Source organism: Agrobacterium sp. ST15.13.013 (assembly GCF_027956525.1).
In the GTDB taxonomy this organism is placed as follows: domain Bacteria; phylum Pseudomonadota; class Alphaproteobacteria; order Rhizobiales; family Rhizobiaceae; genus Agrobacterium; species Agrobacterium salinitolerans.
Map to the genome: position 1 here is coordinate 22,630 of NZ_JAQKGP010000012.1, position 25,283 is coordinate 47,912.

23 protein-coding genes are annotated in these 25,283 nt (G+C 58.6%); 8 read left to right on the forward strand and 15 right to left on the reverse strand.

What is annotated here, in order from left to right:
- Positions 1-124: 124 nt before the first annotated feature.
- Entirely contained in the window at positions 125-385 is a 261-nt protein-coding gene (locus PL597_RS13680; RefSeq protein WP_271365395.1) for a hypothetical protein, read from the reverse strand.
- Between the two features lie 291 nt (positions 386-676).
- On the opposite strand from PL597_RS13680, the gene PL597_RS13685 reads away from it, so the two are divergent.
- The 4 genes from PL597_RS13685 (at position 677) to PL597_RS13700 (ending at position 5,645) form a co-directional block, all read left to right on the forward strand.
- Positions 677-988 (forward strand): hypothetical protein, encoded by a 312-nt coding sequence (locus PL597_RS13685; protein WP_271365396.1) that lies wholly within the window; start codon positions 677-679, stop codon positions 986-988.
- Positions 989-1,322: 334 nt separating this feature from the next.
- The gene (locus PL597_RS13690; RefSeq protein WP_271365397.1) at positions 1,323-3,068 is read left to right on the forward strand and encodes a ParB N-terminal domain-containing protein; all 1,746 of its coding nucleotides are present in this window, start codon (positions 1,323-1,325) and stop codon (positions 3,066-3,068) included.
- 792 nt (positions 3,069-3,860) lie between these two features.
- Positions 3,861-4,448: a hypothetical protein gene (locus tag PL597_RS13695; RefSeq protein WP_271365398.1), complete on the forward strand. Its 588-nt coding sequence runs from the start codon at positions 3,861-3,863 to the stop codon at positions 4,446-4,448.
- Between the two features lie 273 nt (positions 4,449-4,721).
- Positions 4,722-5,645, forward strand: a complete 924-nt coding sequence (locus tag PL597_RS13700; protein WP_271365400.1) for an ArdC family protein — start codon at positions 4,722-4,724, stop codon at positions 5,643-5,645.
- A 3-nt stretch (positions 5,646-5,648) separates the two neighbouring features.
- On the opposite strand, the gene PL597_RS13705 is transcribed toward PL597_RS13700, so the two are convergent.
- The gene (locus PL597_RS13705; RefSeq protein ID WP_271365402.1) at positions 5,649-5,822 is read right to left on the reverse strand and encodes a hypothetical protein; all 174 of its coding nucleotides are present in this window, start codon (positions 5,820-5,822) and stop codon (positions 5,649-5,651) included.
- 459 nt (positions 5,823-6,281) lie between these two features.
- Here PL597_RS13705 and PL597_RS13710 point away from each other — a divergent pair, with 459 nt between their 5' ends.
- Positions 6,282-6,590, forward strand: a complete 309-nt coding sequence (locus PL597_RS13710; protein ID WP_018326263.1) for a DUF736 domain-containing protein — start codon at positions 6,282-6,284, stop codon at positions 6,588-6,590.
- 365 nt (positions 6,591-6,955) lie between these two features.
- Here the strand turns inward: PL597_RS13710 and PL597_RS13715 are convergent, their stop codons facing one another.
- From PL597_RS13715 to PL597_RS13735, 5 genes are all read right to left on the reverse strand, one after another.
- Positions 6,956-7,234 carry an HU family DNA-binding protein gene (locus tag PL597_RS13715; RefSeq protein WP_149148762.1) on the reverse strand — a complete coding sequence of 93 codons (279 nt, stop codon included), beginning with the start codon at positions 7,232-7,234 and terminating at the stop codon, positions 6,956-6,958.
- A gap of 33 nt (positions 7,235-7,267) precedes the next feature.
- Positions 7,268-7,579: a WGR domain-containing protein gene (locus tag PL597_RS13720; protein ID WP_271365530.1), complete on the reverse strand. Its 312-nt coding sequence runs from the start codon at positions 7,577-7,579 to the stop codon at positions 7,268-7,270.
- Between the two features lie 403 nt (positions 7,580-7,982).
- On the reverse strand, positions 7,983-9,902 hold the full coding sequence (gene traG, locus PL597_RS13725) for a Ti-type conjugative transfer system protein TraG (protein WP_271365405.1): 1,920 nt from the start codon (positions 9,900-9,902) through the stop codon (positions 7,983-7,985).
- Complete coding sequence (locus tag PL597_RS13730) at positions 9,899-10,132, reverse strand: conjugal transfer protein TraD (protein ID WP_149148760.1); 234 nt, start codon at positions 10,130-10,132, stop codon at positions 9,899-9,901. Before PL597_RS13730 ends, traG begins: the two co-directional genes overlap by 4 nt.
- Positions 10,122-10,409, reverse strand: a complete 288-nt coding sequence (locus PL597_RS13735; RefSeq protein ID WP_149148759.1) for a TraC family protein — start codon at positions 10,407-10,409, stop codon at positions 10,122-10,124. The genes PL597_RS13730 and PL597_RS13735 overlap by 11 nt, the downstream gene beginning before the upstream one ends.
- 224 nt (positions 10,410-10,633) lie before the next feature.
- Here PL597_RS13735 and traA point away from each other — a divergent pair, with 224 nt between their 5' ends.
- Both traA and PL597_RS13745 read left to right on the forward strand, forming a co-directional pair.
- On the forward strand, positions 10,634-15,268 hold the full coding sequence (gene traA / locus PL597_RS13740) for a Ti-type conjugative transfer relaxase TraA (protein WP_271365406.1): 4,635 nt from the start codon (positions 10,634-10,636) through the stop codon (positions 15,266-15,268).
- 184 nt (positions 15,269-15,452) lie between these two features.
- On the forward strand, positions 15,453-15,989 hold the full coding sequence (locus PL597_RS13745) for a NaeI family type II restriction endonuclease (RefSeq protein ID WP_271365407.1): 537 nt from the start codon (positions 15,453-15,455) through the stop codon (positions 15,987-15,989).
- Between the two features lie 278 nt (positions 15,990-16,267).
- On the opposite strand, the gene rctB is transcribed toward PL597_RS13745, so the two are convergent.
- The 4 genes from rctB to PL597_RS13765 form a co-directional block, all read right to left on the reverse strand.
- Complete coding sequence (rctB, locus tag PL597_RS13750; protein WP_271365408.1) at positions 16,268-16,618, reverse strand: SMa0974 family conjugal transfer regulator; 351 nt, start codon at positions 16,616-16,618, stop codon at positions 16,268-16,270.
- A gap of 309 nt (positions 16,619-16,927) precedes the next feature.
- Positions 16,928-17,869 carry a nucleotidyltransferase and HEPN domain-containing protein gene (locus tag PL597_RS13755; RefSeq protein WP_149148753.1) on the reverse strand — a complete coding sequence of 314 codons (942 nt, stop codon included), beginning with the start codon at positions 17,867-17,869 and terminating at the stop codon, positions 16,928-16,930.
- A gap of 158 nt (positions 17,870-18,027) precedes the next feature.
- A complete protein-coding gene (locus tag PL597_RS13760) occupies positions 18,028-19,269 on the reverse strand; it encodes an 8-amino-7-oxononanoate synthase family protein (protein WP_271365410.1) in 1,242 nt (413 codons plus the stop codon).
- A 125-nt stretch (positions 19,270-19,394) separates the two neighbouring features.
- Positions 19,395-20,120 (reverse strand): winged helix-turn-helix transcriptional regulator, encoded by a 726-nt coding sequence (locus PL597_RS13765; RefSeq protein WP_271365411.1) that lies wholly within the window; start codon positions 20,118-20,120, stop codon positions 19,395-19,397.
- Between the two features lie 319 nt (positions 20,121-20,439).
- Here PL597_RS13765 and PL597_RS13770 point away from each other — a divergent pair, with 319 nt between their 5' ends.
- Entirely contained in the window at positions 20,440-20,655 is a 216-nt protein-coding gene (locus PL597_RS13770) for a hypothetical protein (protein WP_271365413.1), read from the forward strand.
- Positions 20,656-20,670: 15 nt separating this feature from the next.
- Here PL597_RS13770 and PL597_RS13775 read toward each other — a convergent pair whose 3' ends face one another.
- The 4 genes from PL597_RS13775 to PL597_RS13790 are packed head-to-tail and all read right to left on the reverse strand — an operon-like array spanning position 20,671 to position 25,213.
- Entirely contained in the window at positions 20,671-21,348 is a 678-nt protein-coding gene (locus tag PL597_RS13775) for a response regulator transcription factor (RefSeq protein WP_271365414.1), read from the reverse strand.
- Between the two features lie 39 nt (positions 21,349-21,387).
- Entirely contained in the window at positions 21,388-22,167 is a 780-nt protein-coding gene (locus PL597_RS13780) for an SDR family oxidoreductase (RefSeq protein ID WP_271365416.1), read from the reverse strand.
- A complete protein-coding gene (locus PL597_RS13785) occupies positions 22,164-23,879 on the reverse strand; it encodes an acetolactate synthase catalytic subunit (RefSeq protein WP_271365417.1) in 1,716 nt (571 codons plus the stop codon). Before PL597_RS13785 ends, PL597_RS13780 begins: the two co-directional genes overlap by 4 nt.
- Positions 23,879-25,213 carry an aspartate aminotransferase family protein gene (locus tag PL597_RS13790; protein ID WP_271365418.1) on the reverse strand — a complete coding sequence of 445 codons (1,335 nt, stop codon included), beginning with the start codon at positions 25,211-25,213 and terminating at the stop codon, positions 23,879-23,881. Before PL597_RS13790 ends, PL597_RS13785 begins: the two co-directional genes overlap by 1 nt.
- Between the last annotated feature and the right edge of the window lie 70 nt (positions 25,214-25,283).

The following is a 25,283-nucleotide window of genomic DNA, read 5'->3' on the forward strand; positions in this document are numbered from 1 at the left end:
GGCATAACGCCTACAGCTGATGCACATGACGGTCACCTCCCAGTTCCGTCGCAGCAGCTGTTCCCCTCTGGAGGTTTAGATCTCCACACTTCATGGGCCGCGGTTTTCCGCAGGCCCATTTTTTTTATTCTTCGTTCGCGTCGGCCAAGGAACCTAAAAGATTTTTGCCGAGGCCAGTTGTGCGTAGGCCCCTCCGGTCGGCAGCTTGAAGAGCGATTATTTCTAGGTACCGGTCGCGCATGGCCTTCATGTCCAAATCTCCCCGGACCCATTCCTCCACCGCGGCGAGGAACGCTGGATCAGCGTCGACCGGCGTACCGCGCGCTGCCGCCCGATCAATTACTCGTTGCGCGATGGTTCTCCGGGTCTCGGTATTTGTGGTCATGATGTTTGCCTGGCATTCCTGATGAGCGAAAAGATCTAACAGTTGATGTTCTGGGCTGCGACTTGAAATTGCCTTTCGCCAACAATATCTGAACATCACTTCCCGATGAGACGATGTCCTGCTCGCTGCAATCGCCGCGGCGTTTGACGTTGTCCTGGGATAGAGAAGAAGGCGCTCCCCTCACGGGTCGAGCGCCTTTTTTGTCTCGGGGCAACCGCAAATGAGGAGCTTCACCTTGACCGCAACCGCTTTGCGGATGAGATTCGCAGCAAAAGCACATCGCAGGGGCACATGCCATATTACTTGGTGACGCAAATATCACTGGTCGAAGCTCAAGATGAGCAGGAGGCCGCTCAAACAGGCGTTGACCGCCTCCGCTCCGGTGGACAGGTCACCGTTTCGGTCAAATCAGATGAAACAACGATCACGCATATCGTTGTCGCTGCAGCGGTAAAAGAGCCATCGGTTTCGAGGTCCGAAGCCGCAAATCCATCGCCTGCTACTGTTATCCCAGAGCCTGCCTTTGCCGCACCGGAGAGCAGGAAACTGATCTTGAAGCGCATGCTTGCCGATGGGCTGGCCCTTCTTGGGCGCCGAAACTAGTCCCATCCTCAAAGTATGGCGGCCGCCAGCATTCTCCGGTCGTCGAGCTTCGGCTCGAATTGGGAGATGAGGATTTGAGAAAAAGAAAATTGGAGGATGAACCGGTCGCAGATCGGTCCTCCTGCCGACGCTAGCGCTCAACCGCTGCCTGCGCCATCCCGGCTGATTGTCCTGCGCAGGGTTGTTAGCCCCGCTTGCCCTTCCCAGCAGGGATGCTCGGCCGCAGTTGCGGCAGTCCGGCCGCTCGGCGGTCCGGGGAGGTGTCTTCGAGAAAAAATGAAGACAGGAAGGGCTGGCATGGCGCCGGTCCGGAACCTCCGAAAGGATAAATCCCATGCAGATCATGAAGGTTGACCCGCGCGCGCTGAAGGAAAACCCCGACCGGATGCGCCAAACGAAGTCGTCGCCGCAGGCGGATGCACTGATGCTGGCGACGATCAAGGCCGTCGGCATCGTGCAGCCGCCGGTGGTCGCCCCGGAAACGGGTGGTGGAAACGGCTATATCATCGACGCTGGCCATCGCCGAGTGCGGCTGGCCATCGCCGCCGGACTGGAAGAAATCGAAATCCTCGTCGTCGATGCTGCCAACGACAACGGCGCCATGCGCTCGATGGTCGAAAACAGCGTCCGCGAGGCGCTCAATCCCGTGGATCAATGGCGTGGCATCGAACGTCTCGTTGCTCTGGGATGGACCGAGGAAGCCATTGCCGTCGCCCTCGCTCTTCCGGTCCGTCAGATCCGCAAGCTGCGGCTGCTCGCCAACGTCCTGCCGGCGATGCTCGAACAGATGGCACTTGGCGACATGCCGTCTGAGCAGCAGTTGCGGATCATCGCGGCCGCTGGCCAAGTGGACCAGAAGGAAGTCTGGAAGGCGCATAAGCCGAAGAAAGGCGATACCGCTCCGTGGTGGCAGATCGCAAACGCCCTGACGAAGAAGCGCATGTATGCCAGGGACGCGAGCTTTGGCGACGAACTGGCGCAGGCCTACGGTATCGAATGGGTCGAGGACCTCTTCGCACCGGCCGACCAGGACGGTCGCTACACAACGAATGTCGAGGGCTTCCTCGGCGCCCAGCATGAATGGATGACGAGTAACTTGCCGAAGCGCGGCGCTATCGTCGAGGTTAACAGTTGGGGTCAGCCGGAACTGCCGAAGAAGGCGGCGCAAGTCTACGGGAAACCCTCCAAGTCCGATCACACCGCGCTTTACCTCGACCGCGATGGCAAGGTGCAGACCGTGCATTACCGCCTGCCTGAAACGGTCAAGCCGAAGGGAGGCAGCGCTGAGGAAACTGCGGAAGGCGGCGGGGATGCCGGTGCATTTACGACGCAGAAGGCTCGGCCTGACGTGACCCAGAAAGGCCATGACATGATCGGCGATTTCCGCACCGATGCCCTGCACGATGCGCTCGGCCGCGCGCCGATCGAGGATGACATGCTGATGGCGCTGATGGTGCTGGCCTTCGCCGGGCAGAACGTCCGTGTCGACTCAGGTGCAGATGGGACCTTCTACGGCGGCAAGCGCTTCTCGCGCCACGCCGTCGCCCTGTTCGATGAGCATGGAAGGCTCGCCTTCGATCAGGACACGCTTCGGATCGCGGTTCGCTCGGTCCTGATCGATGTTCTCTCGTGCCGCCGCGGCATGTCGAACAGCGGTATGGTTTCGCGCATCGCCGGTGAGGCGATCAGCGCAGATGCCTACTTGCCCAACATGGGCTCGGAGGAGTTCCTCTTGTGCCTGTCGCGTCAGGCTCTGGAGGCCTCTTGCGCCGAGGCGTCCGTGCAGCCGCGTCCAAAGGTTCGTGAGACACGCGCAGCACTGGTCGAGCATTTCCAGAACGAGCGCTTTGTCCATACGTCAGCGCGTTTCGCACCACCAGCGAACGAGTTGCTCGACTGGATCCGGGCAAGCTCTTCCGCCGATACCATCGGCACGGTCCCGCACGACAACGACGGCGGGCAAGCCGACGACCCTGCTGAGGACCAGGACGGGCAGATCGATGAGCCTGTGGACCAGGAGGATCTACAAGATCCGGATGTGTTTGACGACGAAGAGCTCGATCAGCGAGCGGCAGCATGACCGCCGCCTGCCAGTCCAACATGGCACAAGCCACCCCTGCTTTCCCAGGGGTGGAGTTCGCTACCAACACGGACTCCTTATCTGCGGCAAGGCCGTCTTCCTTCGCCGGCACTTCGAAACCGCTGGCGAAAGCAATCGTAGCCCGGCGAGAGATCCAGCGGCATCTGGAATGTCTGACACGGCGGATTGTGTCGCGCGCCAGAAGACAGGCGACGACGGTGAATGCCCGGAGCCGGAATCGCCGAAGATCCGGCCTCCGAATTTACTATCAGGAGCTCGTCGACCGCCTTACCTTCGAGCATTGGGTCGAGCTCGACGTCATCGCCTGCAGGCTGGCGATGCAAGAATGAGTCATCGATGAGCTGAGGCATCGCGACAAGCGACCTGTGCATCATCTGGCGACATAGGCAGACCCGCGAAGAGGGTGCAGGTGCTGGACTTGCCGGGCTTCGATGTCAGCGGCATGAAGGGCTTGGCCATATCAGTTCCTTCCCGCTGGAGACAGATATCGGGCCCGTGTCGGACCGCCCTTCTTGTTCGCTGCGGTCTGAACCGGCGGCCGGGCGTTTCAAGGCCGCTGTCGCGCCGCGGAGCGGCCGATCCAGCCTCATTGCGCGAGGGCAAGCTCGCGGGCCCAAGCAGGTGGACACCTGCCGGCCCGCAAACCTGCCCTGCTGGCTCAGCCGGATCGGACCTGTGAAGCCGCCCGTCCTTTGCCGGTTCTGGTCGTCCGCATCGAAGGGCAGACCGGCACGGGCCGGAACCGCTTCGGCAGTCAAGGAAGGAACAGATATGGCCAAGCCCACAACTCCCAACCGCTCCAACGCACGGCTCTCGCAACTGCGCAAAGGCGCAACCATCGAAATGGTCCGCCTCTCGTGCCCCGATGCCGCCCAGGCGCTCAAGATCGCCGAAAGCTTCGGTACAGCGGTCGTCGACAGCGATGGTATCCGCAGCCTGCATGAGCGGCTGATCATCGAGACCGCCGACAGCCTGTCCGAAGGGCTCGGCGAGAAGGCGATGCAGATCCACCTGCAGCGCATTGTTGGAGCCTTCGTCGGCTCGGCGCACGGCGCCGGTCAGTTCTACTCCCGCGCCGTCACCGAAGCGCGCGACGCAACTGCCAAGGCATCGAACGATGCCCGAGACGAGGATCTCGATGGTCCTGTCGGCTACGACAGCGCCGCCCAGCGCAAGCGGGAATTTGCGGCCGATATGGGCGTCCAGTCCCATGCACTCCGGATGGCAGCCGAGGGCGCGGTGGCCGCCTACGAGCAGGTCGTCGGCGAGACATGGAAGCCCTTCGACCGGCCGGTCGAAAACCCAGGTGCATCGCTCGACCGCAAAGCGGCCGAGGCTCAGATGGCCGCTCTCGGATGACATACTTGGCGGGGTCGCACCCCGCCATTTCCCTCTTTTCAGGCTGGCGCCCCACAGGCGCCGGCTTTTTTCATGTTCAGAATACAGCTGGGGACACGGTGATCGCGGCCCGTCCCGCTCGGCGGTCCTGCAGGAGCCGGGCGCCCATGCAACGGCTTTGCCGTCCTCCACGATGTTACGGCCTTCGGTGCATGGCCACACCATCGGCCCCTGACTTCGGACCTCCGTGACGGACCGCGATCGGCGCGGCCTTAAGAAAAGGAGAGAGAAGTCATGACAAAGAAACCAGAAGCGGACCGATTGGACATCTACACGCGGATCACCGATCGGATCGTCGAGGATCTGGAAAAGGGAGTCCGTCCCTGGATGAAACCGTGGAGCGCCACCAACACCGCTGCCCGTATTAGCCGGCCCGTGCGCCACAATGGCCTTCCCTATTCAGGCATGAACGTGCTCCTCCTATGGTCCGAGCAGATATCGCGCGGCTTTGCCTCCTCAATGTGGATGACGTTCAAGCAGGCGCTTGAACTGGGAGGGGCTGTGCGCAAGGGCGAAACCGGCTCGACCGTCGTCTTCGCCAGCCGTTTCACCAAGTCCGAAGCGGACGGAAACGGTAACGAGGTCGACCGGGAGATCCCGTTCCTGAAAGCCTATTCGGTGTTCAATGTGGAGCAAATCGACGGTCTGCCCGACAGCTATCATGCGCCGCCCGCCAATGTCGTTGATCCGATCGAACGGATCGAGAGCGCCGATCGCTTCTTCCGCAATACCGGCGCCGTCATCCGGCACGGCGGCAACCAGGCCTACTATTCTCCGGTCATGGATTATATCCAGATGCCACCGTTCGAGGCGTTTCGCGATGCCGCCGGATACGCGGCTGTCCTCAGTCATGAGGCAACCCACTGGACGGCGGCGGAGCATCGCGTCGGACGAGACTTGTCACGCTATGCGAAAGACCGGACAGAGCGGGCACGGGAAGAACTCATTGCCGAACTTGGCAGTTGCTTCCTCTGCGCCGACCTTGGCATCGCTCCGGAGCTTGAGCCACGAGCGGATCACGCTTCCTATCTGCAGTCGTGGCTCTCTGTGCTGGCCAATGACAAGCGGGCGATTTTCCAGGCGGCTGCCCATGCGCAACGCGCTGTGAGCTTTCTGCATTCGCTGCAGCCGGAAACGGATGTGAAAGCTGCGGCCTGAGCTTCAAGCGCGGTCGTCACCACCGGTGGCGGCTGCGTGATCCGCATCATGTTGGTTCTTGAGACCTTGTGCAATGTCAGCATCCAGCCTTCCCCAGATCGACGGTTTTGCAGTGTCGGGCTTGGGTTTGCGGGACGGTTTGCGCTCGATGATGAACGGCTTGGTCTGCTGACGCATTGATCCTCCAGGCAGCGATTCGACAGCGCACGATATCGCACCGGGCGCAGTCAGCAAGCGCGCCAATGTTAGCTGAATCGATTTTCCCCTGATGAAGCAGACGATGAGAGCGGTCCCGGCGTGCGTGGCGCGGGATGTCATTCGTATCCAGGGCGAATGCGGCGGAACGCCATTGCCATATCCCTTCCCGCCAGAGTTTCCGGCAACCCATCTGCGGGCTCGATGAGGCATGTCTGACCGGAGACCGGCTGCGCCTCGATCGTCTTACCGCAACGGCCACGACCACTTTTCTTACCCCTGCCAGCTGCGCCGCCATTCCTCTCCCACTAACAAAAGTGGCAGTTGCCGCCCTCCACTGCGTTCCGGCCTAATCAGGTGCGGCCCGATCGTCACAGGTCTGTTCGACAGCCATCGAGGCCGCGATGGGCGCGGCCCGAACACCAGAAAAGGAATACGACAATGGCAACCATCGGCACCTTCACCTCCACCGAAAACGGCTTCACCGGCTCCATCCGCACTCTCGCCCTCAACGTCAAAGCCCGCATCGCCCGGGTCGAAAACCCCTCCGACAAGGGCCCACAGTTCCGCGTCTACGCCGGTAGCGTCGAGCTGGGCGCCGCCTGGCAGAAGACCTCTGAACAAGGCCGCGATTACCTCTCGGTCAAGCTCGACGATCCGAGCTTCCCGGCTCCGATCTACGCAACGCTCGCCGAGGTCGAAGGCGAAGATGGCCTCCAGCTCATCTGGTCCCGCCCGAACCGGGATTGATCGCCCTCACGAGGCTCCGCCACCGGCGGAGCCTTTTCCCATATCGGCATGAAGCAGCTTTGGAAGCCGTCATGCACTTGACTGTCGGGTTAACGCGCCGAGATTATTGGCACCTTGACGAGCGGCGCAAGATTGCCGCGTAGCTGGTGCTGGCCGAATTGGGCGTCATCATGGCCGAGCAGGACTGTTCCGTTGACGCCGTGCCGCTCTTCTGAGGGCGTCGTACAGCCACAGTGTAGCCGCCACTGCCCGATTGCCAACCAGATCACGATCAGCTTTGAGCGTGAAGGCAGGCAGTGCTGACGGCACTGCCCCGGGAGCAGCTTTGGCGGCTCTCCTTTTGGATCCGCTTGCCGCAGCGCGGCCTACTTGTTCAGCACATCTTTCAATGCTTTGGCGGGCTGGAATGTGAGCTTCTTCGCAGCGGCGACCTTAATGGTGGCGCCGGTCGCCGGATTGCGAGCCTCACGCTCCGGGGTATCCTTGATCTTGAACTTGCCAAACCCAGGGATGGATGTTTCGGCTCCCGACGTGGCGGCCGTCGTGATCGAAGCGAAGACGGTTTCGACGATCGCTTTCGCCTGGGCTTTGGTCAGGTTCTGTTCGGATGCGATCTTGTCAGCTATTTCATTGGTTGTGGTCATGACGGTTTCCTCGTTAAAGACCGAGAAACCCTTTCAGGCGATCGTTATGTTGTCATGCGGCGATGTCATCAGAGTGGCGCTCGTGCCGGGCTTTCCACAACATCTTGCCAGTTGATAGCCCCTTTTCCGCTTCTTAAGCAACAATTCGAGAAAGCGCGATATCGCGTCCTTCTCGTTGCCGAACACCTCGGTCATCTCCCCGCCCGCCTTGCCGATCCGTCCCCAGCTTCGCACCACGGCTATTTCTCCAAAAAGGGTTGGCCGGATCGCAAGCGCGTAGTATCGGGCCATGTTCCTGTTGGCATCGATCCTCTGGCAATAAAGCTGATAGCGATGTGTACCCATGCCCGCATGATCGGCGATGCTCACGATCTGGTCCAACGAGAGTTATGAATCGAAAGGTCCCCTTCGATTCATTTCTGTGATGGATGCAGGTTGCCGCGCCGGAGGTGCTCGATCATCCTGACGGGATCAAGCTAGCCTCTATATAAACATACGCCCGCGCGCGACCGTCGAGGGGAACACGGCTGATAAAGATGGCAGGCGTTTCCCGCTTCCTTTGGTCAGTCGATCCACCAGGGCGCGTTTACCGGCAACATCGTCAATATCTCGGTTCATGCCGAACCTTCAACGAGAGTAAACGACCTGATTGAGGTACGACATGCTGTCGGCGCGTCACTGGTGCTGATGAAGGAAACAAAATGGCCAACAGGAGCCGAATGCGTCCGGCAAAAAAACGCCTGAGCCGTCAAGGTCCCTGCTTGGCAAACCGGTTGGGCCTGGCCTGCATATCCATGTCCTTCCGCCTGAAATAGATCGCCCGCCCGCAGCGGAGCGGACTGTGGCCCTGGACGATAATGATCTGCTCGTCCTTGCGCATCGATTGTGTGATTTCGTGTGGCATGATCAGCGGACGGCGCTGGAAATTGATGCTTTCGGATTTGCGCGATGCGCTGTTCTTCGTACCCCAGCCGAGATTGCGAGAACTGCCTTTGACTTCGACAGTCATCTCTCCGCATTGGGCTGAGACGTTGCGGGCTGTATCCAGCGCCTTGATCGCTGCGTAGCTTACGAAAGCGCAACCGTCGATCCACGACACCGCACCGTCTTTTCCGAAGTGCCGTTCCAACTGTCCGACGGACTGGTACATCAGCATCATGCTGACGCCATACTTGCGACCGCGGTCGCGCGCCTCTTCAAGCACGCGCATGTAACCAAGCAGGTCGACCTCGTCCAATGCGAACAGCGCCCGTCTCGTGAACGCGCCATCCGCCTCGATCATCGCATTGATGAGCGAGCCGATGATCACCCGTCCAATACCAGGATAGGACCGCAGGATAGACGCCGGGATGTTTATAAAGACGTCTTTCTTTCCACCGGCGATCTCGCTCGATTTGAACGTGTTGCCGCAAACAAGTGCCGCGTAATTGTCGAGCGACAGCCATTGCGTATCTTTCGATGCCGTCGAATAGACGCCTGAAAATGTCTGCTCGGTCATGTTAACGAAGACGCCGAGCGTTTCGCGAATGAAGGCAGACCTGGAGTGTTCCTGTACATCTCGCAACATGGCAAGCACCGATGTCTCAGGTTCGGAGACGATCTGGCGAAGGCTCCGCAAGTTTCGCCGGCCAGCGAACTCCGGCGACAGCATGACATGCGCCAACAGCCCGGTCAGGAGGTTGTGCGCCTGGTTTTGGAAAAATGAACCGGTCGAGCTCTCAAAGCGCACGCTTTCCGAGAGCAACATGTGCGCGATGCCGACGATATCCTCTTCCTTTTTCAGCGAATGCTCGATGCCGTCCAGCACGTTAAATCCCATGACCGGATTTGCTGGATCGAGCACAACGACCTCTCGGTCGAGTTTATCTCTGCGGTGGTCAACGACCATCGGGGCCACCTCGGTGGACGGATCCAGACAAATGAGCGGGCCCCTATATCGGAGCGCTGTCGGCACGACATTGCTGGTGGTCTTAAAGCCCCCAGAGCCCGCGAAGAAAAGCATGTGGGTCGAATCGAAATCCTGGGCGTAGGTGAGCAGAGGTGCTCTACCGCCACGTCCCCAGGTGGCTGGATCGTTCGGATCGAACGGCAGCTCATGGACGAGCTCCTTGTCGACCCTGTAGCGCTCACCTATGACAATCTCGCCGTCATCGGGAAACAGCCTTGCCGCCGCCGACATCGGTAGCCAGTCGGCATCTCCGAACGTTCCGCGCCTGGCGCGCGGCACCCGTTCGGGCACGATGCTTGAGATACGGGCCGCGACCGCGACCACCATGAACCCCATCGCTGTGCCGACGAGCGCAATCATGTCCACGAATGACAGTGCCCGATCCCAGGTCAAGACGCCGCTTTCTACGGACGGCAGAAGCCGCCCGAACTCGCGTAGCCCGTAAAAGCCTGCCATCAGGAGAAAGCAGAGAAAGCTCGCCAATGCCACGGGCCTTCGCCGATGGAGGGGCAGCACCCAGACCGCCAGCAATCCAGCCAGCGGCCCCAACAACAGGACCGGCAACGGTGACGCGCGCAGAAACCAGTATTGCGTCTTGCCGGTGATGCCGTTCGCCAATTCAGGCCAACGCCAGTGGGAGACATAAAAGGAAAAGCCGGTGACGACGATGGGAACGATGATAAGCAACAGGCTCGGATGCAGTCTGGCCTTCCCCTTCATTCCGGCGCCTTTGCAAAGCGTTCCAAACCGCCGTTTGATGCTGCAGCTCTGAAGGCGAGCTCCCCGATATCGCACAGACGCCGATGTTCAGGTGTCCCCGGCGCGACCCGCGTCATTTCGAGAAGCCCGCCTAGAAGGAAAGCCCGATCGGCGTTCGACAGGCCCGCACGCACAACAATGCCACCAAGCAAGAACTTTTCTCTCGCCTCCCTCTTTCGATCAGCTGTCATGAGGAACCGCCGTTTCCGCTCCAGTCCCGCCACTTGCCTGTCCACGCGGCGAAGCCGGTGCGCCAGCAGATTGCGTCTTTGCGCCGTTGCGAAATCGCGACGCCATCTCCTCGACGATGCGATCGACCTCCTCGTCAGCGATCTCCATCTCTGCCAATCCCGATTTCGTCGCCGCACGCGCAAAACGATCGGCCGATTTAGCTATTAATGTTTTTCTTCTTTCCCGGAGCCTCTCGATTTGAGCATCAATATCCGTCAATGCCGTTTTTGTAGCCATAAAGACGTCCCTCTCAACCTATTGGGAAATTTCTATTTCGTCATTTAACTGACTAGAAAAAGATAGTAAAAAGCGCTATCGAACACAAGTCCCCAAAAGTCGATGTTGGGAATTCCAGCTGGGCCGTCTTCCGGACAAGCGGCATCGGTCTTGTCAGGCCGATTGATTTGAGGGCGCAATATACGTCGCTGGCGCGACGTGCCTCAAAGGGTCTGGAGACGTCATTGGCAATTATGTTCGTCAGAGCGCAGGTGATCAGCAGGGGAGGTGGACGCAGCATCGTCTCGGCCGCCGCCTATCGTCATCGGGCGCGGATGGTAGACGAACAGGCTGGAGCTTCCTTCAGTTACCGTGGCGGCGCGGCCGAACTCAAGCATGAGGAACTCGCATTGCCGGACCAGATACCGGCCTGGCTGCGCAGGGCTATCGATGGGAAGAGCGTTGCTGCGGCCAGCGAGGCTCTTTGGAACGCAGTTGACGCTTTCGAGACGCGCGCGGACGCGCAGCTTGCCCGCGAATTGATCGTTGCGCTTCCGGAAGAGCTGACCCGGTCAGAGAACATTGCCCTGGTTCGCGAGTTCGTCCGGGACAATCTGACGTCCAGGGGCATGATCGCCGACTGGGTTTATCACGATAAGGATGGTAATCCGCACATCCACCTGATGACCGCACTCCGACCTCTGGCGGACGATGGCTTCGGGCCGAAGAAAGTGCCGGTTATTGGCACCAACGGCGAGCCAATGCGGGTCGTCACGCCGGACCGACCGAAGGGCAAGATCGTCTACAAGCTCTGGGCCGGAGACAAAGAAACGATGAAGAGCTGGAAGATTGCCTGGGCGGAAACGACCAATCGGCATCTGGCGCTTGCCGGCCATGATATCCGTCTCGACGGGCGCTCCTACGCCGAACAGGGGCTCGACGGCATTGCCCAGAAACATCTTGGGCCGGAGAAGGCAGCGCTCGCCCGCAAGGGGATCGAGATGTATTTCGCACCGGCCGATCTCGCGCGCCGTCATGAAATGGCGGACCGGCTGCTGGCCGAACCAGCGCTTCTGCTGAAGCAACTTGCCAACGAGCGGTCTACCTTCGATGAGCGGGATATCGCCAGGGTACTGCACCGCTATGTCGACGATCCCACCGATTTCGCCAACATACGTGCCAAGCTTATGGCCTCCAATGATCTCGTGCTGTTGAAGCCGCAACAGGCCGACCTTCAGACCGGCGAGATGGCGGAAGCTGCGGTCTTCACCACACGCGATATCCTGCGCGCCGAATACGACATGGCGCAGTCGGCCGAAGCCCTGGCCCTGCGCAAGGGCTTAGGCGTCGCCGCAGCGAAAATTGCCGCGGCCGTCAGAACCATAGAAACCGGCGATGCGGAAAATCGCTTCAGGCTCGATCGCGAGCAGGTGGAGGCGGTCCATCATATCGCCGGCGACAATGGCATTGCGGCTGTGGTCGGGCTTGCCGGTGCCGGCAAATCGACGCTGCTTGCCGCGGCGCGCGTCGCCTGGGAGAGCGACGATCACCGCATCTTCGGGGCGGCGCTTGCCGGCAAGGCTGCCGAGGGGCTGGAGGACAGTTCAGGCATCAAATCGCGCACGCTCGCCTCGTGGGAAATGGCTTGGGAGAACGGACGCGATCTGCTGCACCGGCAAGATATCTTTGTCATCGATGAAGCCGGCATGGTCTCGTCGCACCAGATGGCGCGTGTGCTCAGGCGTGTCGAGGAGGCCGGAGCCAAGGTGGTTCTCGTTGGTGACGCGATGCAGCTTCAACCGATCCAGGCCGGTGCCGCCTTCCGGGCTATTTCCGAGCGGATTGGTTCTGCCGAACTTGCCGGTGTGCGGCGCCAGCGTGAAGACTGGGCGCGACAGGCCTCCCGTCTTTTCGCCCGCGGTCAGGTCGAGAATGGGCTGGACGCTTATGCGCAGCGGGGCCATATCGTCGAGACCGGAAGCCGGGATGAAGCTGTGGAGCGCATCGTTACCGACTGGACGAGCGCTCGCCGCGACCTCATCCAGCAAAATGCCGATAAAGAACAGCCGGCCCGCTTGCGTGGTGGCGAACTGCTTGTTCTCGCCCATACAAATGACGACGTGAGGCGGCTCAACGAAGCGCTGCGCAACGTCATGAAAGATGAGGCCGCGCTGACCGCCTCTCGTGAATTCCAGACGGCACGAGGCGTACGGGAGTTCGCCGGTGGCGACCGGATCATCTTCCTTGAAAACGCCCGCTTTCTTGAGCCGGGTGCGCGAAAGCTTGGACCCCAATATGTCAAGAACGGTATGCTCGGCACGGTCGTCTCTACCGGCGGCCTGCACAGTGGCCCGCTTTTATCGGTCCGTCTCGATAATGGCCGGGATGTGGTCATCAGCGAAAACAGCTATCGCAATGTCGATCACGGTTATGCCGCGACCATTCACAAGTCTCAAGGCGCGAGCGTGGACAGGACATTCGTGCTCGCGACCGGCATGATGGATCAGCATCTGGCCTATGTATCGATGACCCGCCATCGCGACCGGGCCGATCTTTATGCTGCTCGCGAGGACTTTAAGCCAAAGTGGGAATGGGGGATGAGGTCCCCGATCGATCACGCCGCCGGCGTGACGGGCGAGCTGGTCGGAACCGGCAATGCGATGTTCCGGCCGCAGGATGAGGGTGCCGATAAAAGTCCCTATGCTGATGTGAAGACCGACGACGGGACCGTGCATCGGCTTTGGGGCGTGAGCCTGCCGAAGGCCCTGGACGAGGCCGGCGTGTCGGAAGGGGACACGGTGACGTTGCGAAAGGACGGCGTCGAACGGGTGACGGTGACGGTGCCCGTCATCGGCGAGAAATCCGGAAAGAAGAGGTTGGAGCAACGGACGGTCGATCGAAATGTCTGGACTGCCAAACAGATCGAAACGGCGGAGGTCCGCCAGCAGCGCATCGAGCAGGAGAGCCATCGGCCGGAGCTGTTCAAGCAGTTGGTGGAACGTCTTGGGCGCTCCGGCGCCAAGACGACGACGCTTGATTTCGAGAGCGAGGCTGGCTACCAGGCACACGCTCGGGATTTTGCCCACCGTCGCGGTATCGATACGCTTTCCGGGGCCGCTGCCTGGATGGAGGCCGGGGCAGGGCGGCCGCTGGCGTGGCTGGCGCAGAAGCGCGAGCAGGTGGCGAAGCTTTGGGAGCGGGCGAGCGTGGCGCTCGGTTTTGCGATCGAACGTGAGAGGCGTTTTTCCTATAATGAAGAATGTACCGAAAACCTTGCGACCCAAGTTCCGGCTGATCGACGATATCTTATTGCGCCGACAACATTGTTTTCCCGTGGTGTCGACGAAGATGCCCGTCGCGCGCAGCTTCGCTCAGACCGCTGGAGGGAACGCGACGCGATTCTTCAGCCGGTCTTGCAAAAGATTTATCGCGATCCCGAAAGCGCGCTTGCCAGATTGAACGCGCTTGCGTCCGACGCGCGGATTGCGCCCCGCGAGCTTGCCGAGGATCTTGAGGCCTCGCCACAGCGTCTCGGCCGTCTGCGTGGATCGGATATTTTGGTCGATGGCCGTTCGGCCCGCTCCGAGCGCGATACGGCGGTGTTGGCCCTGTCCGAATTGCTGCCGCTGGCACGTGCCCATGCCACAGAGTTCCGCCGCCAGGCCGAACGTTTCGGCCTGCGCGAGGAGCAACGCCGCGCCCATATGTCGTTGTCGATCCCGGCGCTTTCAAACCAGGCCATGGGGCGCCTTGCCGAAATCGAAGCCGTACGCGAGCGCGGTGGCACGGATGCCTACAAGACCGCCTTCACCTACGCGGCGCAGGATCGTCTTCTGGTGAAGGAGGTGAGGGCGGTCAACGACGCTCTCACCGCTCGCTTCGGATGGTCCGCCTTCACCGATAAGCCAGACGCTGTTGCCGAGCGAAACATGATCGAGCGCATGCCGGAAGACCTTCACCCGGATCGGCGCGAAAAGCTCGCGCGCTTGTTTGCCGTCGTGCGCCGCTTTGCAGAAGAACAGCATCTTGCCGAAACGAAAGATCGCTCCAGGATCGTTGCAGGTGCCAGCGTCGAGCCAGGAAAAGAGACGGTAGGGGTGTTGCCAATGCTTGCAGCTGTAACGGAGTTTGAAACCGCGATCGACCAGGAAGCGCGGAAGAGGGCGCGCGCTGTTTCTCACTACGGTCAAAATCGCACCGCCCTTTTTGGCGCAGCAGAGCGCATCTGGCGCGATCCGGCAGGTGCCGTCGGGAAGATCGAGGAACTGATCCTGAAGGGCTTTGCGGGCGAACGGATCGCCGCGGCCGTCGCCAACGATCCCGCAGCCTATGGCGCGTTGCGAGGTTCCGGCCGTATCATGGACAAATTGCTCGCTGTCGGCCGGGAGCGGAAGGAAGCCTTGCAAGCCATTTCGGAGGCGGCAAGCTGCATTCGATCACTCGGCGTGTCGTGGGCCAGTGCCTTTGATGCGGAGACCCGCGCGGTCTCCGAAGAGCGCCGGTGTATGTCGGTCGCCATTCCCGGGCTGTCGCAGGCGGCCGAGGATGCGCTGTCCACGTTGGTGGCCGATATAAACAGGAGCACGGGTAGGCAAAAGAAGGCCGGACAGGATGCCGTCGCGCGCTTGCTAGATGCGCACATCGCCCGGGAGTTTGCAGAAGTCAGCCGGGCCCTCGACGAGCGTTTTGGCAGGAACGCGATTTTGCGAGGAGAGAGGGATGTTATCAAGCGCGTATCGCCTGCTCAGCGTCGTGCGTTCGAGGCAATCAAGGAGCGCCTCTTGGTCCTGCAACGGGCGGTACGGGAAGAGAGCAGCCAGAAGATTATTGCTGAACGTCAGCGTCGCTCGATCGAGCGAGGGCGGATTTTTACTCGATAGGAGCCGGCATGGCGGGACGGACCCGTTGAAGGAAAATATGAAACGTCGGTTGACGGCATGAGGCTTGTGCCGGCCCACAGAAACGCACGACGAGGTGTCGTCCAGTGCATTATAGCGAGGTGCTGGCCAATCTGATTTCGATGTCACCATCCTGCAAATCCCCTCTCGTGATCCGGCGAAGCCGGTGGTCTTCATAGGAGGGCCTGCGCTCCTAGTTAGGTCTTCGGAGAAAACGGCGCTTTGCGGCGTGGGTGTGGTAGTCTGTCGACCCGAATACCTTCTCCTTAGCACGAACCAGGACGGCAAGGGCCAGCTCCTGGCAGCCCAGCATGTAAACATATGCTGGATACTGCGCCAGCATCCGTATCCACCAAATTTCTGGGAGGTCCTGTCGGTGTTGGATCGCATGGAGATCATGTCAGCCCGAGGCGGCACCAGTCATATTGCAGCGCTGTTCGAGAAAGTGGAAGGTCGGCCGATATCGCGGCAGCAGGTAAGCGCACTGGCCCAACAACATGACTACATGAAGCTTATCCCCCGAAATGGAGGCGCGAGAGACATCCTTGCGCCAAAAGTAATTGCCCTATTTTGGGGCCATCGTGACCGAAGCTTGATTGAGCAGTTGGGCCTCGGCCCAGTCACCGCAGACGAATTCATTTCGTTTCGGCCCTTAAAGGCCGATGACGTGAGGCTTTTTCGGAACGCCGGTCACATCGACTGATAGATACTCGAGCGATCCGTTAATCTGATCGCTGGTTGACGCTTGCAAAATATAGACTGACCAGGAAAACATAAGCGCCAAGGAGACCCATCTGGCGCGGCTGAAGCTGAGTTCGACTGGCGCCATGAGATCGTTCTGATCAACGGTGTGACGACCACGGTGAAAGTTGCTCTCTGCCACAGCCGTATAGTGTTTGCACAGGCAGAGAACCTATACGCCTGTTCGCCGACCTCGGTGCTATGCTCTTGCTCGCTTGTCTTTTCCGGAAAGCTGAGAGTCTACCTGATCCGTTGCGGGCGCTCCCTCTCTGGGGGGCGATCACTCTGGTGGCTCGCCACGACAAGATTCCACTCGAGCTTCAAGATTTGATGTGCAGGAACCAGTGAAAAAGCTGCCTGCAGCACGGACTGCATCCCGAGGCGTGTTAACGGATCCTTGGCCTCCACATGAAGGTGAAGGCCACCGACTGCACGGGTGATGATGGCGCGTCCGGAGTCAAAGGCAAGAAGTCGTTCGGAATGATTGTTGGTGATTGAAAAAGACCAGCCGCGCAGGGTAGCGCACAGCAAATCGCGCGTCCGATCCGGATCCGGTATCGACACGAACGTTTCGGAAATATGTTTGGCCATTGGAAATTCTCCGCGACCGGTCAGACAAATAGGGAGGCCGGAGCAGCTGCAGCGCGTGACGCGATCATCGGTCGGCGATAAAGTGGCTCATACACATGAAGTTTTCCTCGGATGACAGGGCGGATGCTACATAAAATCTCAGACGCGACGCACAAGACGGTCAAGGGCCCGCAGACAACGGTTTCACCCTCATCATTGCTTTCAGGTATTCTTCATTGGAACTCCACCAAGGCGCGGTTAGTGAACGGCAGTGCTGCTAGCCGTCACGGCACACCATATAAAGGCAATTAGGGAAAGCGCCGAAGCGCTCTATTCTTCAGCCACGTCTTGCTCGCGAATCTCACGACCGGCATCTGCCTCAAGCGCCGATATATGGTCGCGGCATACCTCGTCCACCAGACCAAGCAGTATCGTTACTCGCTCGCCAATCCAGTCAAGCGCTTCCCGACTTATTTCGTATTGGCTGGAGTAGCGTGCCTTCACGTAGGCTTCGTTGATCGTATTGAACCACGCTCTCTCCCGATGGTGCTCGCGAGGGAAGGCCTCGATCAGTCGTTGATCCCGTTCTTCTGCGAAGGATCGCAGAACTTTGAGATTGTGAGACGCCGGCGTGTAGTTCGTCAGCGTTAGGAGAACGCTGGCATATGCCTGCTCGATCGTCTGGTGTAGCAGGAATGCTGCCTCTTTGGTATCTCCCTCCCGATTGTAGAAGTCAAAGCCCTTTTTGTATTTCGAAGCCGCGATAAACCTATGGTCAAAATGCTCTTTTGCGACTCGCAAGTGCGCTTCCGGAGTCAGCGTCTTAGGCTCTGCGAGAGGCTTGTCGTCCAGCTCGTAAAGAGCGATGCCTTCCTTACGGATGTCGGAAAAGAAATGCTGGCTCTCCTGCAAGGAGGTGTTCACCTCTCGCAGCGAATGGACGATGATCTGCACGGGTCTTTTTATCGTCTTGTCACGGATCAACCTGTCGGCAGCCTTGTACCAATATTCCGCAAAATCCGTCAGCTTGCGGTTGTTGACGATCACAAGAAGATCGAAATCAGATCGATACCCCTTGGAAGTAAACGGTTCGTCCACCTGCGTACCCCTGGCATAGGATCCGAAGAGGATGATCTTCAGGATCCGTCCACGCTTTTTGAATTTCGCCGTGCCTCCCTCCAGGGCATCCTCGAATTCTTCGTGAATAATCTCCAGCGCGCGCTGGAGTTCCTGTTGTATTTGCGGGGGAATATGGTCGAGCGATGTCTTCATGTTCGGCAAATGTCTTCTCTTTTCCGCAACAGGCTGGATTCGTCCGTCTCAATCTGTAGTTTACATCACACTTTGCTGGCAACAAATGTTGCTGTCCGAAAACCCGTCTAATCCCTTCGCAAGTCCGGCTTTCTGAGCGACTGCAGCCCGATGCTGACTTACGATACTGTCTGGTCGTCCATGATCTCTGACAGGGCTGTGCAAAGTGCTCTGATTTCCTCACATGTATGGTCCGAGGTGACACAAACGCGAATGCCGGCCTTCCCCTTCGCAACTGTCGGGAAGAAGATCGCCGAGCCGTAAATTCCTCGATCAAGGAGCGCCCGGGTCCCGTTGACGGCGCGCTCTTCGGTGCCAAGGTTCAACGTCCGAATTGGCAAGGGTGCACCTCTTTGCTCTGTCACCAGCATCGAGTCCAGAAGTTCGATATTGGAACTGAGGGCGAGCTGTCTTCGCAAAAGCTCGTCGCTGCGGTGTATTGTCAACGAACCTGAAACTGCACCGATTGCCGCAACATTCAATGACGCAGAAAAAGCGTGCGCGACGGCAAAACGCCGGAATAGTTCTTCCTGACGCGCCGTACCAAGCATCAACATTCCGCCCGAGGCGCCAAAACCCTTTCCGAGCGACGCGGCTATGATTGTTCGCTCGCCGAGTTCGTTTCCGTATTGTGACCTCGCAAATCCTTCGCCGTTCTTCCCGCAGATTGATACGCCGTGGGCGTCATCGATGTAGAGAAACAGGCCGTATCTATCCTGCAAGTAGCGCAGGTCCCGAATGGGCGCATGTCCACCCATCGAGTAGACGCCGTCGCAAACATAAGCCACGGCCCTGTTGGCCCGGCACAACTCCTCCAATGCGTCGAGATCATTATGGGCCACCGTACGAACCTGCGTTTCCAGAGCTATTGTGCCCTTGTGAAAGGCGAGTGTTGCGTGCGCGTGGCGGTCAAATGCCATCATCGGCCTGATGCCGCCAGTGAGGTGTCCGGAGGCGACGATAGGCAATGCTCCCATGTTCGCCGCCAGCACGGTTGTGTAGGTAATGACCCGCGCCTTGAAGTGATCTGAAAGAGAATTTTCCAGATCGCAGAGGATTGCAAAGTTCAGTCGGGTCCTTGCACATGACCAGTGCAGTGCCCGGTATTCCTCAATCGCCTTGACCGCGCCGTCTATGACGAGTGGATGATTGTCGAGGCCCAGATATGAACAACGCACGAAATCCGTGATGCGCTGTGATGGAAAGCCGTCAAAATCGACGTCTACCTGCCTCGCAGCCCTTGGACGCGCATATAGGGCCATCAAGCCGTGCTGATGAGCCGCGTTGAAGTAGTCTTCGGCATGATCTATCAATCCCCCGGTGTTTCGGCTTGCGTGCTGCAGCGTTTTGTCGGTCGACATTTCTCGCGTCCCCTAACCAAAAAGATGCATGCAGGATCGGCAAATTATCGCAACGATCAACAAACGCTCTCGGAAGATTTTGAGAAATCTCTGTAAACCTTTGGCGTCATAAACCAGAACGGCGCTTATATCGGCTGCGAGGCTACATCGATGGCGTAGCCGCTTGACCTCGCAGTTCTGATGACGTCGAAGCCTGCCGCTTTCTTCAGATGCCGCCTGATACGGCCAATGTGAACGTCTACCGTCCTCGGTTGCACGTAGACCTCATTCGGCCACGCCGCCGCTATCAACTCGTCCCGACTGAACACTCTGCCGGGAGCGGTAAGTAGGTGTTCGAGCAATTTGAATTCGATCGGCCCCAAGGTGAGTTCGATGCCGCTAACTGAAACGCGTTTGCGTTCCGGCCAAAGTTCGATTTCGCCCAGTTGAAGGGGGGCGTTTGGTGACTTTGTCGCGACTGGTTGTTGCCGGAAAGGGTTTATGCCTTCGAGAAAGCCCAGCAGATGTGGTGGCCAGAATGGGCGGATCAGGCACTGATCCGCGCCTGCCCGCATGAGTTCCATATAAGCTTCGGTGTCACCGTTGGGAATGATGGCAAGTACTGGCTTTTTTTCCGTCTTGTCGCACGATTTGATGCGCTGGCAGATGATGGCCGCCCCATTGTGATCGCGATCCACGTCGAGGATCAGTCCCACGATGTCCGGCTGGGCTACTTTGTCGCCGATTTCGTTTCTATCGCAGAGAACCGCCCGTGTACCCTCCGTGGAGAGAATGTGTCTGAGCATCGCAAAATAGTCCGCGTTCTCGGTAAAAATTGCGACCGCGGCTTTTGTTTCTATCTCTTGCTGCATCTCAGACCCTCAAATATACAACGACAGTTCGTAGCCGTCATATGATGTCACAAAAAATAATGCAATCACGGGTAGTCATCCATGCAAAATAGAATAATTAGGGAAATATCCCCGAATCTCCGCCATTTCGCTTGAGCTTTTAGCTCATTATGTGACATCATAAAGATGCTTTCCAAGGGCCCGGTGTTTCATGGGCGGGGAAGCCGTAACCTGATCGAGTAGCCATGGGCGAACATGCAGGCGTTGAGCTCTGCATCTCTGAAACGAGCCTGAACGCCCGGCATATTCGTCGTTCTGCGCCGGGTGGCTCGGAGGTTACATGCATAGTTTGAACAGTGCAGGCATTGCCGATAGCGCCGGCGATGACATTCTCACGTTTTGCGATGAAGCCGACGCTACGGCAGTTGCCAGAATGATCTTTGGTACGGATGCCGCGCTCGCAGTCGCCTTTAGTGCTATCGATGCCCGTCTCGACGGAAGGGATGGCGATTTTCTTTTTTGGGCCAGAGTTTTCCGGTCACTTACTGACGTATGAATTGTCAGCGCCCGATTATAATTTTGTGGCCGAATATCCTGCGGAGCGCACGGTTCTAATGACGTCGCGACCGTGACGGTTCAAGGACCGTCTTATTTTGCCGATGTGAATGTCCACTGTACGCGGTTCGACATCGGCATCCTCGGGCCAGCAATTCCGGATGAGTTCGTCACGGCTGACGACCCTGTCTGTGTTTCTTGCAAGATACAACAGGATCCGGAAATGCAGTGGCGAAAGACTGATGTGCGTCTCACCCCGCCGGACCCGCACGGATGCAACATTAATTTCCACGTCATCGAGAAAAACGTTGAGATCAGTTGGTGCGGTTGTGTTAGACGGCAAGCCATACTTGAGAAACTCAAGCAGGCTGCCTGGGTCAAAAGGGCGCCTCACCAGATAGTCAAATACGGACGATTGAACGCCGTCTAACATTTTATTGTCAAGCGGGAAGCCGACAAGTCGAATATCGGGCTGCTTTTTCTTCATAAGAACCGCTGAGCGGAGCAGATCGTCCGTTGCAAGGCAGATCAGTACTGTGCGACGCTGTGGCTCAACCTTGCTATTATCCGGTAAAAACGTGTCGAGGCTCGGCAGCAGGTCGACGTCGTGACCGGCCTGCTCGAGAATGTAACGCAAAATAAGGTACAGCTCCGGGTCAGTCGTGTGGATGATGATCGAGTAACGCAAGAGCATCTCCCTTCGCTTTGTTTTCTGCGTCTGACTATCCTTGGCTCAAGCGGGCGTGTACTCGCCGCCGTTGATGTCTATGATCGCTCCATTGATGAAGCCGGCTTCATCGGAGACTAAAAAACCGACCAGCCGTGCCACTTCTTCGGCCTCTCCTAGTCGACCGGCGGGTATTCGTTTTGCTGCGTCACGATTGACTGGCGTCTCCGCGGTTCCCGTCATTGGCGTCAAGATGCGACCCGGAGCGGCGACATTGATCGTGATCCCGTCGGCGGAAAATTCGCTGACGAGCGCGCGGGCCAGGCCAGCTAGCCCGGCTTTTGATGCTGCGTATGCCGCACCGGCGATCATCGGCCGTGTTCGCCCTGCAAGCGATCCGATCAGGACAATCCGGCCAAATCCCTTATCGACCATACCTGGTAATGCCGCCTGGCAGCAGAGCATGGCGCCGGTCAAATTCACGTCCAGGACATCATTCCACTCGCGAAGGTCAACGGAGGTAAATCGCCTGGCCGCACCGTCCGCTGCTTTCGGCGAAATGCCCGCGCAATAAACCAGTAGCGCAGTGGAGGACCACAAGGTTTCGACATCGCGAAAGAAATCGGCAACCTCGCCTCGATTTCTAACGTCGCAACAACCGACCAGTAACTGGTTAGATGCTATCTCAGCCCCGAAGGAAGAGCGCGCGGCCTTCGCCGCGCTTTCTGTCTGCCCAAAAACCGCGACCTTGTGGCCAATATCGAGTAAATGTCGTGCAACCGACATTCCGATACCGGACGTGCCTCCGGCGACCACTGCGACTCGGCTCTGACAATATCTCGTCATGCAGCACTGTCCATCTGAGCAAAGAGAGAAAGTGCCGGGTGAGCTTCAGGATCGGTCACAACCTCAATGAGCAACGGCAACTTTCTGTTCTTCACCTTTTGCATATGGCCCTTGAGGTCCTGCGGTTGCGTGACCCGGACGGCGTCGCATCCACACGCTTGTGCAATCTTGACGTGATCGACCTCTGCAAAATGGCAGGCGGTTGTGTACTTTCCGAATTTTACAGTTTCGGCATCACGCTGGAAGCCAAGAATTCCGTTGTTCAGCACGATGATCGTAATCGGAATTTGCATGCGGACCAGTGTTTCAAGCTCGGCCCAACTGTGCGCAAATCCCCCATCTCCCACCAGTGCTACAACATCGCTTGGAGGTGCCGCGACCTTGGCGCCGATTGCAAGGGGAACTCCCCACCCAAGTCCCGCAAGACCCCGGGGGGTGAGCACACGCGTCCTTTCAGAAGAAATTCTGAGTTGGCCGAGGACCCACATCGATGAATAACTAGCATCCGCCACCACAGTGGTGTTTTCATCGATTACCCCTTGAAGCTCGGCCATAATCCGTTCTGGACGAAGCGGTGAGGCCTCAGAGCTGTAATAGACCCGGCGATCGTCATTGAATTTCCGCCAGCTTTCCCGAAGACGGTCGCAGACAGCCTCGCGGGAAATGGTTCTGAGGCGTAAGTCACAAAGCCTGATCCTTTCACGTAGGCCGGCCAAGGTCTCCCGTGCATCACCAACAAGACGAATTGCCTCAAAATTCCGCCCGACTTCCTGTGGATCGGTATCTATATGAATCATCTGGGCATTGGGACTGTACTGCCGCCAGTTGTCTGTACCATTCTGGTTCGTCCTCGTGCCAATCAAGACGACAAGGTCCGCTTCGCGAACGATCTCGACCGTGTGCCGGCCCAGTGACTTCGGGCCGACAAGCGATGCCAGCACACCGCCTGAGAGAGGATGCCACTCATCAACCGAACCCTTACCCATATTCGTTGTGAAGACAGGTATCGAGCACTCGTCCTGTAGCAGTCGCAACTGCTGGGCAGCCCCGGAGGCGTGGATGCCGCCGCCTGCTATCACGACGGGTGCGCGGGCGTTTGCTATCGCTTTCGCAGCGATATCCAGATCTTTGTCGGCGGGACGTGATCTGTCGAGCGGCCAATGGCCGAGATTGTTCGCTCTTCTCCTTGTTGGGGCAGTAGACGCGGATCGCAAAAGATCCGCAGGAAGAAGCAGGACTGCGGGACCTGCTCTGCCAGACGAGGCGGCGGTGAACGCGGCATCGATGTAATCGTCTACCCGCTCTTCCACGGAAACACGACGAACCCATTTTGTGCATGACTGAAACAGGCTGATGTGATCGAGGTCCTGAAACGCGTTTCGATCAGTCTGATCACGCTCCACATCCTGGACGAGTGCAACGACCGGAACGCTCGCCTTGAGTGCTTCAGCCAGCGGAGCAACCAGCAGCGCCGCCGCAGGACCGTTCTGGGCTGCCACGACGCCGACTTTGCCAGAACGTCTGGCGTAGCCATCGGCCATGGCGCCCCCCATGTTTTCCTGGCGATAGGCAATCTGCGTTATGCCGATCTTTTCGGCCGCCAAAATGACCGCCGACGGAAGGCTTTGTCCAAAGATCACCTCCACATCATGGCGCCTCAGCGCGTGGGCAATGCGCTCAGCGACGGTTATTTCATGAACTGCAGTATCCATTATGCGGCCTCCCAAGCATGTCGATCAAGATTCACGAGGAAATCGTCAAAGACGGAAACAATGTCACCCATTTCACTGTCCGTCATGGGCGTTGATAGCGACGCAGCGGCGCCGTAGGGCATCAAAATCCCATTGTTTGCAAAGTGCCTGCGCAGTAGTTTCAGGACGGTCTCTTCCGAAGCTGTCGGAATGCTGTCCTGATAAGAAACCGGCGTCACCTTCTTGGCGTGTATTCGAAAAAGCGAAGCCGCTCCCGTCACGCTCAGATTTGCGCCGTGACGTTCGATGCGTGATCTCAAACCGTCGCGAACCAGGTTACCCAGATGTTCGAGACGTTGGAACGCATCCTCCGTCAGGGCTTCCATCGCAAGACGGCCAGCGACCATCGACACGGGATTTGCAGAAAAGGTTCCACCTTGCGTCACGGGTGCCTTACTTCCTTGCTTGCCAAAGGCCGACATGATCTCCCGACGTCCGCCGACTGCCCCTACCGGAAAGCCACCGCCGATGATCTTCCCCATTGTGACGAGGTCAGGCTCCAGACCGTAGCGCGCTGAGGCTCCAGCGAAACCCTGGCGGAGGTTCAGTACTTCATCCGCGATAATGACGATCCCATGCTGCTTCGCCACCTTGTTGATTGTTGCGATGAACTCGTGTGTCGGCTTTATGAGACCCGCCCGGCTGGGCATCGGATCGATAAGAATAGCCGCAAGGCGCCCGGCATTCATCGTTATCTGCTGCTCCACCTGCGTGGGGCAGTTAAATTGGAGGAGCACGACGTCGTCTATTACACTTGGGGGCATGCCGGGATAGGCGGCGCAGGTCGTGTTCGACGATGCGTGCTGTCCCGCCTCCGCCCAGTCATATGCGCCGTGGTACGCACCTTCCACCCGAGCGATTGCGACCCGGCCGGTCGTTGCTCTAGCGGCCTTGATGGCAAACATGACGGCTTCAGTTCCACTCGCGACGAAGCGGACCTGCTCAACAGCCGGAATCCTGCCTATTAGCAATTCGGCAAGATCAATCTCATGGTTCATCGGATTAGCAAAGCAACTGCCTGCTCTTAGTAGCCCGGCAATCGCTTCAGTTATGGGGGGATAGGCATGTCCGTGGATCAGGGTTGTGAAGTTATTATTCAGATCCAGCATACGGTGGCCGTCGACGTCGGTCACAAACGCGCCTTCCCCATAGGCAACAAAGACCGGGTGGGGATCCAGCTCAATAGTCGCGCGTGTGACGCCGCCTGGAAAAACGGAGGAGGCGCGTTCAAAGAACGCGATGGACGTTTGCCGCTCAGTGGGGCCCGGTGGCGAGGTATTCGACGATAACAGCATTGGATCATAAAACCCTTGTCCTGGAGGAAGACAGGCACACTGCGCCGGTCATTTGCAATTTTGTTGCAAC

What these genes read in the sequence shown, in the direction of transcription:
- PL597_RS13680 (WP_271365395.1), bottom strand. Translation starts at nt 385, where the DNA reads ATGACCACAAATACCGAGACCCGGAGAACCATCGCGCAACGAGTAATT.
- PL597_RS13685 (WP_271365396.1), top strand. Translation starts at nt 677, where the DNA reads ATGCCATATTACTTGGTGACGCAAATATCACTGGTCGAAGCTCAAGAT.
- PL597_RS13690 (WP_271365397.1), top strand. Translation starts at nt 1,323, where the DNA reads ATGCAGATCATGAAGGTTGACCCGCGCGCGCTGAAGGAAAACCCCGAC.
- PL597_RS13695 (WP_271365398.1), top strand. Translation starts at nt 3,861, where the DNA reads ATGGCCAAGCCCACAACTCCCAACCGCTCCAACGCACGGCTCTCGCAA.
- PL597_RS13700 (WP_271365400.1), top strand. Translation starts at nt 4,722, where the DNA reads ATGACAAAGAAACCAGAAGCGGACCGATTGGACATCTACACGCGGATC.
- PL597_RS13705 (WP_271365402.1), bottom strand. Translation starts at nt 5,822, where the DNA reads ATGCGTCAGCAGACCAAGCCGTTCATCATCGAGCGCAAACCGTCCCGC.
- PL597_RS13710 (WP_018326263.1), top strand. Translation starts at nt 6,282, where the DNA reads ATGGCAACCATCGGCACCTTCACCTCCACCGAAAACGGCTTCACCGGC.
- PL597_RS13715 (WP_149148762.1), bottom strand. Translation starts at nt 7,234, where the DNA reads ATGACCACAACCAATGAAATAGCTGACAAGATCGCATCCGAACAGAAC.
- PL597_RS13720 (WP_271365530.1), bottom strand. Translation starts at nt 7,579, where the DNA reads ATGGGTACACATCGCTATCAGCTTTATTGCCAGAGGATCGATGCCAAC.
- traG (WP_271365405.1), bottom strand. Translation starts at nt 9,902, where the DNA reads ATGAAGGGGAAGGCCAGACTGCATCCGAGCCTGTTGCTTATCATCGTT.
- PL597_RS13730 (WP_149148760.1), bottom strand. Translation starts at nt 10,132, where the DNA reads ATGACAGCTGATCGAAAGAGGGAGGCGAGAGAAAAGTTCTTGCTTGGT.
- PL597_RS13735 (WP_149148759.1), bottom strand. Translation starts at nt 10,409, where the DNA reads ATGGCTACAAAAACGGCATTGACGGATATTGATGCTCAAATCGAGAGG.
- rctB (WP_271365408.1), bottom strand. Translation starts at nt 16,618, where the DNA reads ATGGCCAAACATATTTCCGAAACGTTCGTGTCGATACCGGATCCGGAT.
- PL597_RS13755 (WP_149148753.1), bottom strand. Translation starts at nt 17,869, where the DNA reads ATGAAGACATCGCTCGACCATATTCCCCCGCAAATACAACAGGAACTC.
- PL597_RS13760 (WP_271365410.1), bottom strand. Translation starts at nt 19,269, where the DNA reads ATGTCGACCGACAAAACGCTGCAGCACGCAAGCCGAAACACCGGGGGA.
- PL597_RS13765 (WP_271365411.1), bottom strand. Translation starts at nt 20,120, where the DNA reads ATGCAGCAAGAGATAGAAACAAAAGCCGCGGTCGCAATTTTTACCGAG.
- PL597_RS13770 (WP_271365413.1), top strand. Translation starts at nt 20,440, where the DNA reads ATGCATAGTTTGAACAGTGCAGGCATTGCCGATAGCGCCGGCGATGAC.
- PL597_RS13775 (WP_271365414.1), bottom strand. Translation starts at nt 21,348, where the DNA reads ATGCTCTTGCGTTACTCGATCATCATCCACACGACTGACCCGGAGCTG.
- PL597_RS13780 (WP_271365416.1), bottom strand. Translation starts at nt 22,167, where the DNA reads ATGACGAGATATTGTCAGAGCCGAGTCGCAGTGGTCGCCGGAGGCACG.
- PL597_RS13785 (WP_271365417.1), bottom strand. Translation starts at nt 23,879, where the DNA reads ATGGATACTGCAGTTCATGAAATAACCGTCGCTGAGCGCATTGCCCAC.
- PL597_RS13790 (WP_271365418.1), bottom strand. Translation starts at nt 25,213, where the DNA reads ATGCTGTTATCGTCGAATACCTCGCCACCGGGCCCCACTGAGCGGCAA.